We start from the raw sequence: 14,603 nt of genomic DNA, 5'->3' as shown, positions 1-14,603 counted from the left end.
GGAGGCCGACGAGCTCCAGTCCGAATCACTGCGTTTGATCGCGTTGTAGCCAGAAACGGGGAATCGATTTTGACGTAAGTCGATCCCCGGCCCGGAAAATCCCACCTCGGCAAGCTGGAACTTCGGTTTAGTATTCTTTGTGTCCTTTGTGCCTTTGTGGTGAATCCTCCCTTCGATAGGATGGGGGGAGCGGGCATCGACTTCGCCGGGTGGATCCAAGGAGCGGCTCATGGCGATCCCCCAATTCACGGTCGGCCGGATGATGGTCGTCATGGCGGTCGTCGCGGTCGGGTTCTGGCTCGGGACCCACGAGGCGGACTACCTCGGGTTCTTGCTCGGTGTGGGAGGCGTGGCCTTGTTGGTCAGCGCCGTCGCGTGCGGCGTCCTCGGGGTCGTCGGCGACCTCGTCGAAGGGGCCCCAGTCCTCGCGTGCGGGCCGGTCGAGGGGCGCCGTGAGCGCGAAGGTGATCCCGAACGGTCGCAGGACGATCGCTGGGCTCGCGACCTGAAGCGGGCCGACTGGTTGATGGAGACGCAGGCGTACTACGCCGAGCTAAAATACCACGTGCTCGCGTCGCAGCCAGCCGTCGCCGATGCCTTCGAAGTGGCCGAAGACCCAGTCGCCGTTGCGGGACAGGACGGTGAACTCGGCGCCGTCTTTGAGAGGCTGGTCGAAGGCCGGTTCGTAGTCCTTCCCGATCCCCTTGCGGGCGACGGTCTCGTGGGTGACGACGCCCAGCCTCGCCCCGGCGATTTCGGAATAGGCCAGGCCGGCGTCGAGCGCCATCACGGCGGCGACCACGAGGCCGGCGACGCCGACCCAGTGGAGCCGAGGCCTCCGCAGGAGTAGCGCCAGGCACGCGGCGAGCGCGGCCAAGATCGCGCCGGCGAACGCCGAGTAGGCCTTCTCGGGGAACGAGAGCGAGCCGCTCCAAAACAGGACGTGCGACCACCAAGGCGGGGGCGGCCCGGGGAGGTGGCCCGGGGCGGACGCGAGCGCCTGGCGGAGGTTCGCTTCGAGATAAGGGTCGCGCGGACGATAGGGCTTGGCCTTGCGATAGGCCGAGATCGCCCGGCCGTACTCGCCCGCCCGGACATGAGCGTTGCCGAGGTTATAGTACACGGCCCCGTTCCGGTAGCCGTCGCCGAGGAGCGACTCGAACATCGCGGCCGACGCGCGATAGTCTTGCGGCGTCTTGGCGGCGTCGAAGACCTCGAGGGCGCGGAGGAACGTCCGTTCGCGATCCACGGCCCCGGTCCCGGCGGCGAGGGCCGGGGCCGCCGTAACTCCGGCGACGAGCACGATCAAGACGACGGGTCGTCGCATGAGTTTATGAGCTCCGTTCCAGGTGGCGAGCCAGGCTCGGGATGAGCCCGCTCGCCGTCTCGATCATCGCCGGGGCCTCCGCGGCGACACCGGGGCCGTACTCGGCCGATTCGACGGCCTCCAGGAGCCGCAGGACCGAGGCCCGCTCGGTCTCCGGCAGTCCCTTCGCCTGGGCGAGGGCCGCGTCGACATCCGTGGTCGTCAACCCTTCGGCGACGAGGTTCCGCATGTCGGCGATCAGGCCGACCAGGGCCGAGCGGACCGCACGCAGGGCGTCTCGAGGCCGCCCCTGGGCCTGGGCCTCGCGGGCTTCGGCGAGCCGAGCCTCGGCCGAACGTCGGGCCTGTCGCTTCCGGCGCCAAACCAGGTCACCCGACTTGTTCCGGAGCCTCGAGAGGAAGACGGCCAGGGCTCCCGTCGCGAGCCAGACCCCCGCGGCGATTCCCGACAGCGCGTTGAGATTCACGCGCTCGTCTCGCAGCTCTCCGAAGTCGGTGACGTTCTGGTAGATCCCCTGGGATCGCGACTTGATCTCGGCCGTCGGCCCTCCCGAGACCGCCCCGATGAGGTCCCCCGCCGCCAGCTTGCTCGCGGCGGAGACATCGAGCGCGATCGGTTGGCTCGCGACCTCGGTGAATCGTTCGGTGTTCGGGTTGAAGACCGTCATGGTTAGCGGGGGGATGCCGACCCCCGTCCGCTTGGGCCTGAGGGCGTACTCGAACCGCTTCACGTCGCCGTCTTTGCGACCGGTGGGGCTCTTGTCGACGACCTCGAACTCGTCCGCGATCCGGGGGTTGGTCGAGAGGTCGGGGGCCGAGATCAGGTCGAGCGACCCGGCGCCGGGCTGTTTTTCGACTTCGAGCGAGAGGGTCAGGGGATCGCCGACCCGGAGGGCCTTCGGCTTGGCGGAGACCGCGAGTCGGTAGTCGCCGATCCCGCCGCAGAAGGTCGCTGGCCGAGGGGTCGGGACCTCGCGGACTTCGAGCGAGACGGTCGGCGCCACCGCGACCAGGCGTTTGGGTGTGTACTGATCCCCTTCCTCGGCCGAGACGAAGGTCCCTTTCACGGTCGCCGGACCGAAGCGGTAGGTCCCGGCCTTATCGGCGGTGAACTTACGAGTGAGCTCGTAGACGTAGTAATGGATTGTCTTGCCGTCCATCCCCTTGCGATTCTCTCGCCTGTGGAACAGGTTGAAGACGGCGGCCTGCGGCGTCCCGAAGAACATGCCGTTCCGCGTCGTAACTTCGTTGATCCCGAAACCGCTGCCATCCTCCGAGATCAACTCGCGGAGCCACTCCGACTTGTCCTCGCCGGTCAGGCCCGGGATGTCGTCGACCCAGTTGACTTCGATGTGCGGCGGCCGTCGACGCAGCGGCCCGAGCGGGTCGAGGTCGGCGTTGTCCGGCAGCGGACGCACGAGGATCCGGAGCGTCACCTCGAACGGTTGCGTCGGATACAGCCGGGGCCGGCTGGTCTTGATCTCGGCGATGACCAGGTCCTGCGCCTCAGGGACGCTGACCTTCAGCGGGAGTTCCTGCCCGGTGATCGTATTTCCGGCGATCGTCGCGGTCGGGGCCGGGATAGTGAGCACGCCCGAGCGTTTCGGCGTGAGCCGAAAATGATAGACGTGACCGTAGATATGTTCTTCGGTGACTCTTCCGTTGATGATAAACCGAGAAGATTGGTTGCGCGACTCGTCCCCCGCGGCGACGACCTCAAAATCCTTGCGCAACGCCGTGACGTCGGGGGGCACCGGACTGTCGACGTTGCGGATCTCGACGATGTAGTCGAGGCTCTCGCCGCTGAAGATCTCGGTGGCCCCGGCCTCGACCACCATCACCGGTTCGTCGGCAAAGCTCCCGGCGGTCATCGTCAACAGGATCGCCAGGGCGGTCGTTGCAAGGTAGGTCCGTCGCATCACCAGTCCTTCTCCACGGGGACCCGGCCCGTCGTGTACGCCTTGAGCCGGCGGTCCCGCTCGCGCTTCTCCTGCTGCCGTTCGCGCACCTTACGCAAGGCGTCTTCGATGCGATCCTTCGAGACCTGCGGCTGCTTGCCCTGATCGCCCTTCTCGGGCTCGTCCGTCTTCTCCGGGTCTTTCTCCTGCTCGTCCTTCTTCGGTTGATCTTTCTTTTCTTGATCCTTCTTGTCCTGGTCTTTCTTGCCTTCGTCCTTCTTCTGCTGATCCTTCTTCTGCCGATCTTTTTTTTCTCGATCCTTCTTGTCCTGGTCCTTCTTCTGCGGATCCTCGTCTTGCTGGTCTTTCTTGTCCTGGTCCTTCTTCTGCTGGTCCTTCTTCTGCTGGTCCTGGTCGTTCTTCTGTTGATCCTGGTCCTGCTTCTGCTGGTCTTTCTGGTCGTTCTTGGGCTGAGCCTTTTGGATCTCTTCGAGGATCTTGCGGGCTTCCTCCGCGGGAGGATATGCGGCCGGTCGGTCTTTTTGCTGGAGGGCTTTCGAGGCCCGCTCCATCTGCTCGACGGCCTTGGGGGCCAATTCGACGGCCTTCCGGTATCCGGCCTTGATCTGCTCGGGGTCGACGGGTTGAGGAGCCGCGCCGTTGGCGTCGGCCGGATTTGGGCCTGTCCCGCTCGCCGGGGGCTTGGGAGCCGGAGGCTGCGGGGGATCGGGCTGGGCGAGTCCGGCCTCGGCTTTCAGTTTGAGGAGCTGGGTCCGGCGCTTCGTCCGGTCCTGGAGCTCGGCGAGTGGCGCCAGGTCTTCGCCTTCGGTCCCGAGCGTTGGGGGCGGAGTGGAGGGAGGTGTGGCAGCCTTCCCCGGCTTGCTGGTGTTGTCGGGAGTCGTCGAAGGAGCTGGCGTCGCAGGCCCGGCTGCTTTCGCGTCGGCAGGAGGCTCGGCCGGTGCCAACGCTTGGGTGATCTTCGTCTGATCGGCGAGGTCTCGCGCCAGGAGCGCGGGGAATGGGATCACGGCCTCCCAGATCTTGTCGAGCTCCTCGATCGCGGCCTTCTGATCGTCGGTTGCGGGGCCGCCCTGGCGTTCGTCGAGCTTCTTGGAGGCCGAGACCATCTTCTCGCCGGCGGCCGTTGCCCACTCTTGGAGGAGTGCGATCCCCTTCTCCAACTCCTTCGACGTCCCCTGGGGAGCGTTGCCCGCACTACCACCTCCCCCCGAGGCCCCGGCCTTCAGCTCGGCCTCGATCTTCTCCTTGAGTGGGCCGATTTCGCCCTGGAGCTCGTCCTGGAGGCGTTTCGGCTCGGCGAAGGCCTCCGAGGGCGCGGTCGCGGGGAGGGCCTTGATCGATTCGCTCAGGGCGCGTTCGGCGTCGACCAGGTACTCGAGGAAGGCGACGAGGTTCGTCTCCTGGCGACGCTTCTCGCGGTCGCGTTCGCGCCAACGCTCGGTGTAGTACTTCATCCAGCGCCGGACGAGCTCGATGTCGCGTCGGGCTCGGGCATTGTTCGGCTCGAGCTCGAGGCTGTGCCGGAACGACGTCACTGCGCCGGCGAGCTGCTCGAGGATCTGCGGCCGCTTGTCGGCCGCGACGTCTTCGGGCTTGTCGCCAGCCAGCCGTCGAGCGTCTTCCGCCGCGAGTGTCCCGAGGTTGTAGTGCGCCGAAGCCGCCAGGGTCCGGTCATGGGCCAATCCGGCCTTGAGATACCACTCTCGGGCTTGGGCGACGTCCCCCTTGCGGTGCGAGGCGCACGCCTGATCGAACGCGGCGATCGCGGACTTGGCGTCGTCGACGCTGTGGAATTTCTCCCGGGCGCTCGAGAACCGGTCGCGGGCCTTGTCGAACTCGCCGGACCCGTAGAGCTTCAGGCCATCCCGGATGGCGTCGGACCCCTCGTCGGCTCGACCCTGCCCGGCGAAGGTCGAGCCGAATGCGATCGCCAGGGCCGCGGTCACGGCGGCACCTCGGGTTTCTCGACCCGAGGAGGCCTTCCCTTGGCCGCCGACCTTCGACGCATCGGTCGCTGCCGGGGTCTCACCCCGATCTCGATACGGGCGAGTCAACGCGTCCGCGAGGAGTGCCAGGATCGCCAGCGCGAGGAAGATCTGGAACTGGTCCGCCCGCCGGATCCGTTTGCGGGCCTCCTCGGCGCCTCCTCGGCGTCCCTGGAGGTACTTGGTGTAGAGCTCCCCAAGGTCGTAGGCCTTGGTTTCGACCGGGACGTAGACTCCCGAGGTCTTGAGCGCGATCTCTTTCAGGAGCGAGCCGTCGAGCTTGCTCCAGACCTGCTGCCCCTCGTACTCGACATACGACTTGGCCTGGGCCTGCTGGGGGATCCGGGCCCCCTGGCTGGTGTCCCCGAGCCCGATGGTGAAGATCGTCACGTGCCGCTCGGCGGCGGCCTGGGCCGCCTCGAGTGGGTAAGATTGCTGGTCGTCGCCGTCGGTGATGAGCAGGATGGCCTGATCTCTCGCGCCTTGGGCCTGGAAGACCTCGAGCGCCTTGCGGATCGCGTCGCCGATCGCCGTCCCTCCCCTCGGGGCGCTCCCCGGATCGAGCTCGTCGAGCGCCCGGCGGAAGGCGTCATAGTCGACCGTGAGGGGGCACTTCACGACCGCCTGGCCCGCGAACGCGACCAGGCCGACGCGCTCGCCGTCGAGCCGATTGAGCAGGGCCGCCACGTCGGCCTTGGCGCGGCCGAGCCGGCTCGGGGGGACGTCCTCGGCGAGCATCGAGCGCGAGACGTCGATCAGAACGTAGAGGTCGCTGCCCCGAGGGATCACGACCTCCGTCTGCGCCCCGAAACGAGGCCCGGCGAGGGCGACGAGCCCGGCGACCAGGGCCGTCTCACGCAACAGGAGCTTCGCCCAGAACCGGCCCGGCGACTCGGCGGGAAGGATCCGGGTCCACATCGCCTGCGCCACGAACGCCTCAGCCGCCCGCCGTCGCCGCCTCCGGGAGTCGAGCGAGAGCAGCAGCCAGGCCAGGGCCAGGGGCAGGATCAGGTACAGCCATTTCGGGTCTTGCCATTCCATCGCCGACCGGTCCCCTCCCCTCTCAGGGCAACGAGCGAAATCGGGTTTCCGACAGGATGCCCACCGCGAGGATCACCGCCAACCCCGGCGCGGCGAGCCATCGGAAAAGCTCGGTGTATTCCGAGTACCTCGTCTCCTCCACGGCCGACTTCTCGAAGGTGTCGATCTCGGAATAGACCTTCGCCAGCCCCTCGGTGTTAGAGGCGTGGAAGTACCGGCCGTTGGTGACCTTCGCCATCTCGCGGAGGAGCTCCTCGTCGACCCGGAACTGGGCCGGCACGAGGACGCGGTTGCCGAACGCATCTTCCTCCGGGAACGGCACCGCGCCGTTGCGGCCGATGCCGATCGTGTAGATCCGGATGCCCAACTCGGCCGCGATCTTCGCCGCCTCGCGCGGGTCGACGACCCCGGCGTTCGAGTCGCCGTCGGTCAGCAGGATCAAGACCTTGCTCTTCGTCTTCGCGCCCCGGAGGCGATCCACGCCCGCCGCAACCCCGTCGCCGATCGCCGTGGCGAGCTCCTCGCGGAGTGACTCGGCGTTGATCGCCCGCCCCTCGCGGTCCCGGATCGGCCGGGGCACCTCGAGGCTCCCGACGATGTCCACGAGGGCTCCGTGGTCGAGCGTCAGCGGGCACTTGCTGTCGGCGAAGCCGCCGAACGCGACGAGTCCGACGAGGTCGTCAGGCCTCCCCGGCAATCCGCTCTCGCGTGAGCCGAGCACGAACTCCCGAACGACGTGCTTGACCGCCTCGAGCCGGTTCACCTCCTTGTCGTCGAGTTGGAAGTCCATGGCCTGCATCGAGCCCGAGACGTCGAGCACGACCTCGATGGCGATGCCCTCCCCGCTGATCCTCGTCTCCGCCCTCCCCGCACGGGGCCTCGCGAGCGCCCCGATCACGAGACAGAGCCCGACGGCATAGACATAGGGTAACGTGCGGCGGATCCGCTGCGCCAGCGTGACGGGAAGATCTCTGAGATCCCCCACGCTCGAGAACACCGCCGACGGCCTTCGCCTCGCCCGACGGCGCCACCAAAGGACGCCGATCGCGAGCGGGGCGAGGATCAGCCAGAACATCGACTCGAACCGGATCGCGTACACGGGAACTCCACTACGTTCGCCACGGAGGCTTTGCCCACGGGTTGAGCCGGGGACTATTTAGCCACGGATTGAACAGAGATGAAATGCGGATAAATTAAAATGATAAATTTTGTAAATTTGTTTTATCATCTGCGTTGATCCGTGGAATCTTGTGATATGATAGGTTGCTTATTCTTAATGTATCCGTGTTCAATCCGTGGCTAAAATTTCCCCTGCCCCGCTCGGTGTCAGGTTGACGAACTCCTGCGCCCGGGCGATCGCCTGCTCGATCTGGTCGCCCCCTGGCTGCTGCCCGGCGTATTTGACCAGGTCGGCCGCCTCGAGGAACTCTGCGAGCCGGGCCGAACGCTCGGGCGGGAAGGCCTCTTTTGACCGCATGTCGCGCAGGAATTCCTCCGTCGTCTGCTCGGGGGCGTGGATGCCCGTGGTGTCCTCGACGTAGCGGCGGACGATCCCGGTGAGTCGCAGGTAGAACTGCTTGACGAGTCCTCGGCCCGGGAGGTCTTCCGCCAGCAACTGGGCCAGGGCTTCGTGGGCGATCTCCTCCGGGCTTCGCCGTCTCGGCTCGACCGGCTTACGTTTGCGCCTCCGGCTCGCGAAGATCAGCCCGAGGGCTGCGAGCAAGGCGAGCGACGCCCCGACGATCCACCAGGCCGTGCGGACCTGCGAGACCTGCTGCGGTGGCACCATCGGCTCGAGCTGGGCCAGGTCGGGGGTCTCGTCGCCCCACTCGGACGTGACGTTGACTTCGAGCGGCTCGGTTTCGATCAGCGTCGCGGCCCCGCGTCGCTCGGATTTCTCGCGGTTGTCGGTGAACTCGACCGAGATCGCGCGGATCAGGTGCTTGCCCGCCCGGGTCGGCTCCAACTGGTAGTGGAAGTGGCGGCGATGGGTCTCGCCGGGCTCGGGGGGACGCTCGGTGTAGTCGCGGATCAAGAAGTCGCCGACCGCCTGGCCGAACGCGGGCGGCTTGACTTCGACCCCCTCTTGGGAGTCGACCGTAACATCCATCTCCACGAGGTCCGACAGCTTCGGTTCCTTCGGGGTGACCCGCACCAGCATCGTCACGGGGCCCTTCTCGGCCTTGCGCTCGATCACGTCGCCCGAAGCCCCGCCCGATGCCCCCGGCTTCGCCCCACAGCCGAGGTCCGGGAGCAAGGCGGCCGTCGCGAGCAAGGCTGTCGCGAACCTCGGGAACGGTCCCGGCCTTCGGCGTGCGGCCCCGGCGCTCATCGTTGCCGCTCCCGCATCCGGAAGAAGCGTTGGAGGCTGGAGGCATACGACTGGTCGGTCCGGATCTCGAGCCGGTCGACGTTCGCCCGGCGGAGCCAGCCCGCGAGTCGGCGCTCCCGATCCTGTGCCGCCTTGGCGAAGAGGGCCCGGACCCGGGGGTGGCGGGTGTCGAGCTCGAGGAGCTCGTCGGTCTCGGCGTCGCGCAACGTGAGGAACCCGACGTCGGGCATGCTCGACTCGCGAGGGTCTTGCATCGTGACGGCGACGCAGTCGTGCCGCTGGTTGGCGATCGCCAGGGCCTTCGAGCAGTCGGGGCCGAGGAAGTCGCTCATGAGGAACACGACACAACGCCGGCGCTGGACGCGGCCGATGAATTCTAGGGCCTTCGAGATGTCCGTCTGGGCCTTGACCGGCTCGGTGGAGAGCAGCTCTCGGATGAGTCGGAGCACATTCCCCCTCCCTTTGCGCGGGGGGATGTACTTCACGACGTCGTCGGTGAAGAACAGGAGCCCGACCTTGTCGTGGTTCCGCAACGCCGTGAACATCAACACGGCCGCCACTTCCACGGCCGTCTCCATCTTGCTGAGCCTCGACGACCCGAACGAGCCGGAGGCCGAGATGTCGACGGCCAGGAGGACGGTGAGCTCCCGCTCCTCGCAGAACGTCTTGACGAACGGCTCGCCCGTCCTGGCCGTGACGTTCCAGTCGATGCTGCGGATCTCATCCCCGGGGACGTACTCGCGGACGGTGTCGAACTCCATGCCGCGCCCTTTGAAGACGCTCAGATACTCGCCGGCGAGGAGGTCGTTGACCTGCCGCCTTGCGACGATCTGGATCCGGCGCACTTCCTTCAGGATATCTTCGAGCGGTCGTGTAGGCATTGGCGTTGGCTTCAGGCTCAGGGCACCTGGACCGACTCGAGCACTTTGCGGACGACGTCGTCGGGTGTCGTCTCCTCGGCCTCAGCCTCGTAAGAGAGGAGGACGCGATGTCGCAGCACGTCGGGGGCGATGTCCTTGACGTCCTGGGGGGTCACGTACGCACGTCCGACGAGGAAGGCGTTGGCGCGGGCGGCCAGGCAGAGGTTGATCGACGCCCGGGGCGAGGCGCCGTATTCGATGAGCGGCTTCAGGTCCTTGAGCTTGTACTGCTCGGGGTGCCGGGTCGCGTTGACGATGTCGAGGGCGTAGTCCCGCACCTTCTCGTCGAGGTAGATCGCGGCCGCCGTCTGCTTCATCTCGGCGAGCTGCGAGGGATGGAGGACGGTCTGAACCTCGCGCTTCACGCCGTCGAGTGCGGCGTCGACGACCTTCCGCTCCTCGGCCTGGCTCGGGTAGCCGACGATCACCTTGAGCATGAACCGGTCGACCTGCGCCTCGGGCAGCGGGTACGTCCCTTCTTGCTCGATCGGGTTCTGCGTCGCGAGCACGAGGAACGGCTCCTCGAGCGCGAACGACTGGTCGCCGATGGTGACCTGATGCTCCTGCATCGCCTCGAGCAAGGCCGACTGCACCTTCGAGGGGGCGCGGTTGATTTCGTCGGCGAGGATCAGGTTCGCGAAGATCGGCCCCTTGCGGGTGCTGAACGAGGCTTCTCGAGGGTTGTAGACCAGCGTCCCGATCAGGTCCGCCGGCAGCAGGTCGGGCGTGAACTGGATCCGGTTGAACTTGCAGTCGATCGCCGCCGCGAGCGCCTTGATGGCCGTCGTCTTCGCCAGGCCCGGCACCCCTTCGAGCAGGACGTGCCCACCGGTCAGGAGGGCGATCATCAGCCGGGAGAACATCGCGTCCTGGCCGATCAGGGCCTTGCGGACCTCCGACTTCACCCGGTCGAGCTGGTCCGAATACTGGAGAACCTGGTCCTTGATCTTCTGGATGTCGACGCTCATTTTCCCCGATCTACTCCCCCGACCTCGTACCTTCCCCGAAGGGATCGCCGACGTTCCCGGCGTCGCCGCCTTCCGCATTCAAGAACTAGATAAATCCGGTCCGCCTTTCCTACGCAAGTCCGAAGCCCTGGGTTCGTCGGTCCCGCCGACGATTTCGAGCGACGTGACGTCCCGGGGCAGATGTCCGAAATCATTTTAGGGTAAGGAGTAACGGCGATGGGCGGGGCCCCGGTTTCGCGTTCTCTTCCGAAACCCGGCTTTTTATTCAAAAGTCGGGCTTGTCCGTCTGTAAGTTTGCAAGGTCGGAGAGGTGCCAGTCTTCTTCTGGGAGACGCTCTCCGGCCTGGCCTGCGACCGAGATGATCTTTGATCCTTCTTAACCCAATCGGTCAGGGTGTTCATCCACAGGCCGCCGACCGAAGCGGCGGCACTTCGACTCCCGGCCCTGGCCCTATTCGTCCACGAGATCAAAGTCCGTGATATCGCCCTCGTCCGTCAGGTAGATCATCAGGAAGCTCGAGACTCGCGCCGTGACCAGTTTGTAGTAGAGAATGCGGCGCACCTTCTTCCCGTACCGTTCGATCTGGGATTCGCTGGCATCTTGCGCGTCGAGATAGGTGAGCGACCGAAACCCGACGAATTTCTCGATCGGGTGCGAGCCGAATTGTTTGCGCGCCAGGGGGGTGATGCGGGGAAGGTCCTCGAAGGGCTTGCCACCTTGCGCGGCGGCCTTGACGAACGCCTCGACGCGCCGGGTCATCGCCGAGTCGGGGTCGGGGTGGGATTGGAGAGAACGCACCAACGGGCCGAGTCGCGGCGCTTTCGTTTCGCTCCCGTTCTCTTTCCAGGTCAGTCCGGCCAATTCTCCCCGGCGATTCTTGAAGAACGTGAGCCGCGCGTCGCGCTCGGTGTGGGAGAAGATGTCCTCAGCGGTGGGTACGATTTCCTCGCCGTCATTGCCGGTGAAGGCGGCCAGGAGTCCGCGACCCTCCCGAGAGATCGTGAGCATGACGAACGGGCTATATTCATACTTGCCCGTGTAGGCGTCGAGCCGCGCGGGATCGAGCTCCACCGCCGCCGGTCGCGGGATCGCCAGGCCGGCGATATAGTACCGCGCCACGCCTTCGGCGATGCCGGCCGGCTTCGCCCGGCCGCTCTGGTTGGTGAGCAACACGACGGTCAGGTGGTCGTCCAGGAATCGCGTGACCACGCAGGAATAGCCGGTCCAATGTCCTCCGGTGTGGGAGGCGTACCGGTGTCCGCGCACGGAACCGGGGATCCACCCGAAGCCGTAGTGGGCGGGTCGGCCGTCGTTGAGTTTGGCGGACGTCCACATTTGTTCCAAACTCGACGTCTTGATCAATTTCGCCTCGTCGAGCGCCGCGTCCCACTTGGCCAGGTCCAGTACCGTGGATCGAAGGCCGCCGTTCGCGGCGCCCAGGAGAGACGCGGCGACGTATTCACCGTTTTGCAACTCGGCGCCGTTCCACAGATAACCCGACGCCCGGTTGGGGATGATCTCGGAATGGCTGATGATGCGGGTGTCCTCCATGCCGAGGGGGTCGAAAATCCGCCGCTGGAGGAATTCGCCGTAAGACTTCCCCGTGACCTTACGAATCATCATCGCCAGCAAGTGATAGCCGGTGTTGCAGTAGGAGAACTTCTCGCCGGGCGAGAAGTTCAACGGGCGAGGCGCGGCCGCCTTGAAGATCTCTTCGTCGGTCATATCCAGACGCAGGCTGGCGGTCGGCTCATCGATGAAGTCCTTGAGGCCCGACGTGTGGGTGAGCAGGTGCCGGACGTTGATGTCCTTCCAAGCCTCCGGCGTCCCATCCAGATGCGTGCTGATCTTGTCGTCGAGCCCGACCTTGCCCTCCTCGACCAGGATCATCACGCCGGCCGCCGCGAACTGCTTGGTGACCGAGTTGATCGGGTAGACCGTCTCGACCGCGGCGGGAACCTTGAGCTCCAGGCTCGCGAGCCCGTAGCCCTTCAGCTTGACGATCTTGCCGTCTCGGATGACCGCCAATGTCAGTCCCGGGATATGTTGCCTCGTCATCTTCATCGTGATGTAGCCGTCGACGCCGTCCGCACCTCGCTCGGCCGTCGCGGCGGCGCCCTGGGACTGCGCATTGGCCCCGTTGAGCGATAGCGATGCCATCGCCAGAAGTAGGAGTAAGCCCCGTGGAACGAGGCTGGGAATCATGGCCGTTGCCATCTCGCCGCCTTCGTCGGTCGTCTTCCCGCTGAAACCTTCCCATCCCATGACATGGCTCCTCGGAACTCTCGATCTCGAACCGAACACAACGCGCAGCACCGAGCGGTCGCGGAACAGGCCGCGTCCGTTTCCTCACAAACTCGGCGCATGGATCCACCGCTTTGGTGAACCTATGAGTTTCTCGAAGCGGATCGCCCTCTCGCGGGCGCCACGCCCTTACGGACTCGGTTTGGATGCCCCGGAATTTGTGCGAGAAAGCTCGTGCGGGACATCCGACCCGACCGTGTCCACTGGGGGAAGGCGGTCGACGACCGGCCCCATGATCCGGGCGTCACGGTGGGTGAGGCGGGAACGTTCGACTGTCGATCGATTGATCCGAGGCGGGATGCCCACGGTCTCCACGCAAGCGTCATCGCAGGCCACCAGGTTCAGCAAGCGTCTTGCATGCACAACGCTCAACGACTGATCCAGGGCCGTGACGATCGCATCCTCGACGACGAACCGCGATGCATCCAGTTCCCCGGCGTCGCCAATCGCGGCGGTTAGGGTATCGCCCGTGCCGGTGACGACGACCTTGGCGTCGTCAGCAATGCGCACCGAGAAGGACTGGTCCTTGAGCCCGCTGACCTCGATCGTCGCGCTTCCCGCGGCAATCACGCCATTCAACCGCGGGACGGTGATTCGGACTTCGACGCCCTTTGGCGTGTCCGCCGCGTTGGCGACTTGCGAACCGTCCTTGGGTTCGGCCAGATCCAGCAGGAGTCGACCGAGCTTCGTTTTCGTCGCGAGCCGACCGAGCTTCGGCTTCGTCTCGACGCGAGTCCCCAAATCCCGCAGGGCCCCGGCTTCGCCGATCGCTGTGACGCGGTAGTCGGCTCCGACCGTGACGAGAACCTTCATCTCCTCGGCGACGTGGATCTCATCAAAGGCGGCTACGGTTCTGATCTCGACGATCTTTCCCGATGGGATTTCCGTACGTCGCGCGCCTTGGAAACGCGTGCCGCCGAAGATGGGGGGCACCCCAAGCCGCCATCCCGCGACGCGGCCCGCCCCGGCGCAAATCATCGCCGCCGCCAGGAGAATCGCGACAGCCCCTCTGAGCTTCTCGAGCCTCAACGACCACGACACCGCATTGGCGAGGGCGAGGCTGGAGGCAGAGAAGGCCGAGGCCGCCGTCATGGTCCCCATCGCGACCTGTGACGCGGCGCGGGAGACGACATCGAGCAGGCCCGCCTCGGGCAACACCAGTGACGCAGCCTCGGCGGAGAGGGACGCCCCGATCGCCGCGACTGAGGGCGCAACGCCCCGGCGAATGAGCCGGCCCCGGAGCCGTTCTCGCCCGCGCGACAGCCGGCTCTTGACCGTTCCGACCGGGCATCGCAAGTGCCTCGCCGCATCTTCATGGGTATTCCCCTCGAGGTCGCAGAGCACGATTGGGACGCGGAACCGGTCCGGCAGCCGTTCGATCTCCTCGTGGAGCACGGCCGCGAGGTCATCCCGGTCCCGTCCGGCTTTGCCACGCACCGCCAGCTCGCTCGCGTCCCGCTCGGAAGCCTTCCTGCGATCCTCCTCGCGCTTGGAGCGGACCGCCACGCGGCAGGCGACCGTGTGCAGCCAGGGGCCCAGCGAGTCGCGAACCCAGAGGGCGCCCCCCCTCCTCGCGAGGATGAGAAAGGTCGCCTGGAGGGCGTCCCGTGCGTCGTGCTCGTCGCGGAGGACGCCGCGGCAGGTGCGGAGGACCATCGGACTGTGTCGCTCGACGAGCGCGGCGAAGGCGAGCTCGGCCGCTTCGTCGCGATGGGTGGCGAACCGCTCGAGGAGCTGGCCGTCGGTGAGGCCGGCGGTCGTGCCGACGTTATACAGCGTGCGAAAATCTCGCACGACAGCCTGCACT

At 66.2% G+C, this 14,603-nt stretch carries 10 protein-coding genes; all 10 read right to left on the bottom strand.

Translation table 11 applies throughout. From position 1 onward, the window contains the following. Positions 1-273, bottom strand: a 273-nt coding sequence (locus tag ACYOEI_RS40115) for a hypothetical protein (protein ID WP_462856257.1), incomplete at its 3' end; no start/stop codon positions are given. Between the two features lie 280 nt (positions 274-553). Then, positions 554-1,327, bottom strand: coding sequence for a tetratricopeptide repeat protein (locus tag ACYOEI_RS40110; RefSeq protein ID WP_462856255.1), 774 nt, complete (start codon positions 1,325-1,327; stop codon positions 554-556). 4 nt (positions 1,328-1,331) lie between these two features. Next, entirely contained in the window at positions 1,332-3,245 is a 1,914-nt protein-coding gene (locus ACYOEI_RS40105) for a BatD family protein (RefSeq protein ID WP_462856254.1), read from the bottom strand. After that, positions 3,245-6,271, bottom strand: coding sequence for a VWA domain-containing protein (locus ACYOEI_RS40100; RefSeq protein WP_462856253.1), 3,027 nt, complete (start codon positions 6,269-6,271; stop codon positions 3,245-3,247). The genes ACYOEI_RS40105 and ACYOEI_RS40100 overlap by 1 nt, the downstream gene beginning before the upstream one ends. Before the next feature lie 22 nt (positions 6,272-6,293). Then, positions 6,294-7,370: a VWA domain-containing protein gene (locus tag ACYOEI_RS40095; protein WP_462856251.1), complete on the bottom strand. Its 1,077-nt coding sequence runs from the start codon at positions 7,368-7,370 to the stop codon at positions 6,294-6,296. Positions 7,371-7,559: 189 nt separating this feature from the next. After that, positions 7,560-8,603 carry a hypothetical protein gene (locus ACYOEI_RS40090; protein ID WP_462856249.1) on the bottom strand — a complete coding sequence of 348 codons (1,044 nt, stop codon included), beginning with the start codon at positions 8,601-8,603 and terminating at the stop codon, positions 7,560-7,562. Then, entirely contained in the window at positions 8,600-9,484 is an 885-nt protein-coding gene (locus ACYOEI_RS40085) for a DUF58 domain-containing protein (protein ID WP_462856248.1), read from the bottom strand. Before ACYOEI_RS40085 ends, ACYOEI_RS40090 begins: the two co-directional genes overlap by 4 nt. Positions 9,485-9,501: 17 nt before the next feature. Then, complete coding sequence (locus ACYOEI_RS40080; protein ID WP_462856246.1) at positions 9,502-10,491, bottom strand: AAA family ATPase; 990 nt, start codon at positions 10,489-10,491, stop codon at positions 9,502-9,504. A gap of 451 nt (positions 10,492-10,942) precedes the next feature. Beyond that, entirely contained in the window at positions 10,943-12,757 is a 1,815-nt protein-coding gene (locus ACYOEI_RS40075; protein WP_462856245.1) for a serine hydrolase, read from the bottom strand. Between the two features lie 168 nt (positions 12,758-12,925). After that, positions 12,926-14,590 carry a sigma-70 family RNA polymerase sigma factor gene (locus ACYOEI_RS40070; RefSeq protein WP_462856243.1) on the bottom strand — a complete coding sequence of 555 codons (1,665 nt, stop codon included), beginning with the start codon at positions 14,588-14,590 and terminating at the stop codon, positions 12,926-12,928. Positions 14,591-14,603: the final 13 nt, after the last annotated feature.

Source organism: Singulisphaera rosea (assembly GCF_054877945.1).
Note: the sequence above shows the minus strand (reverse complement) of the source record. Positions and strands in the feature narration are given on the sequence as shown.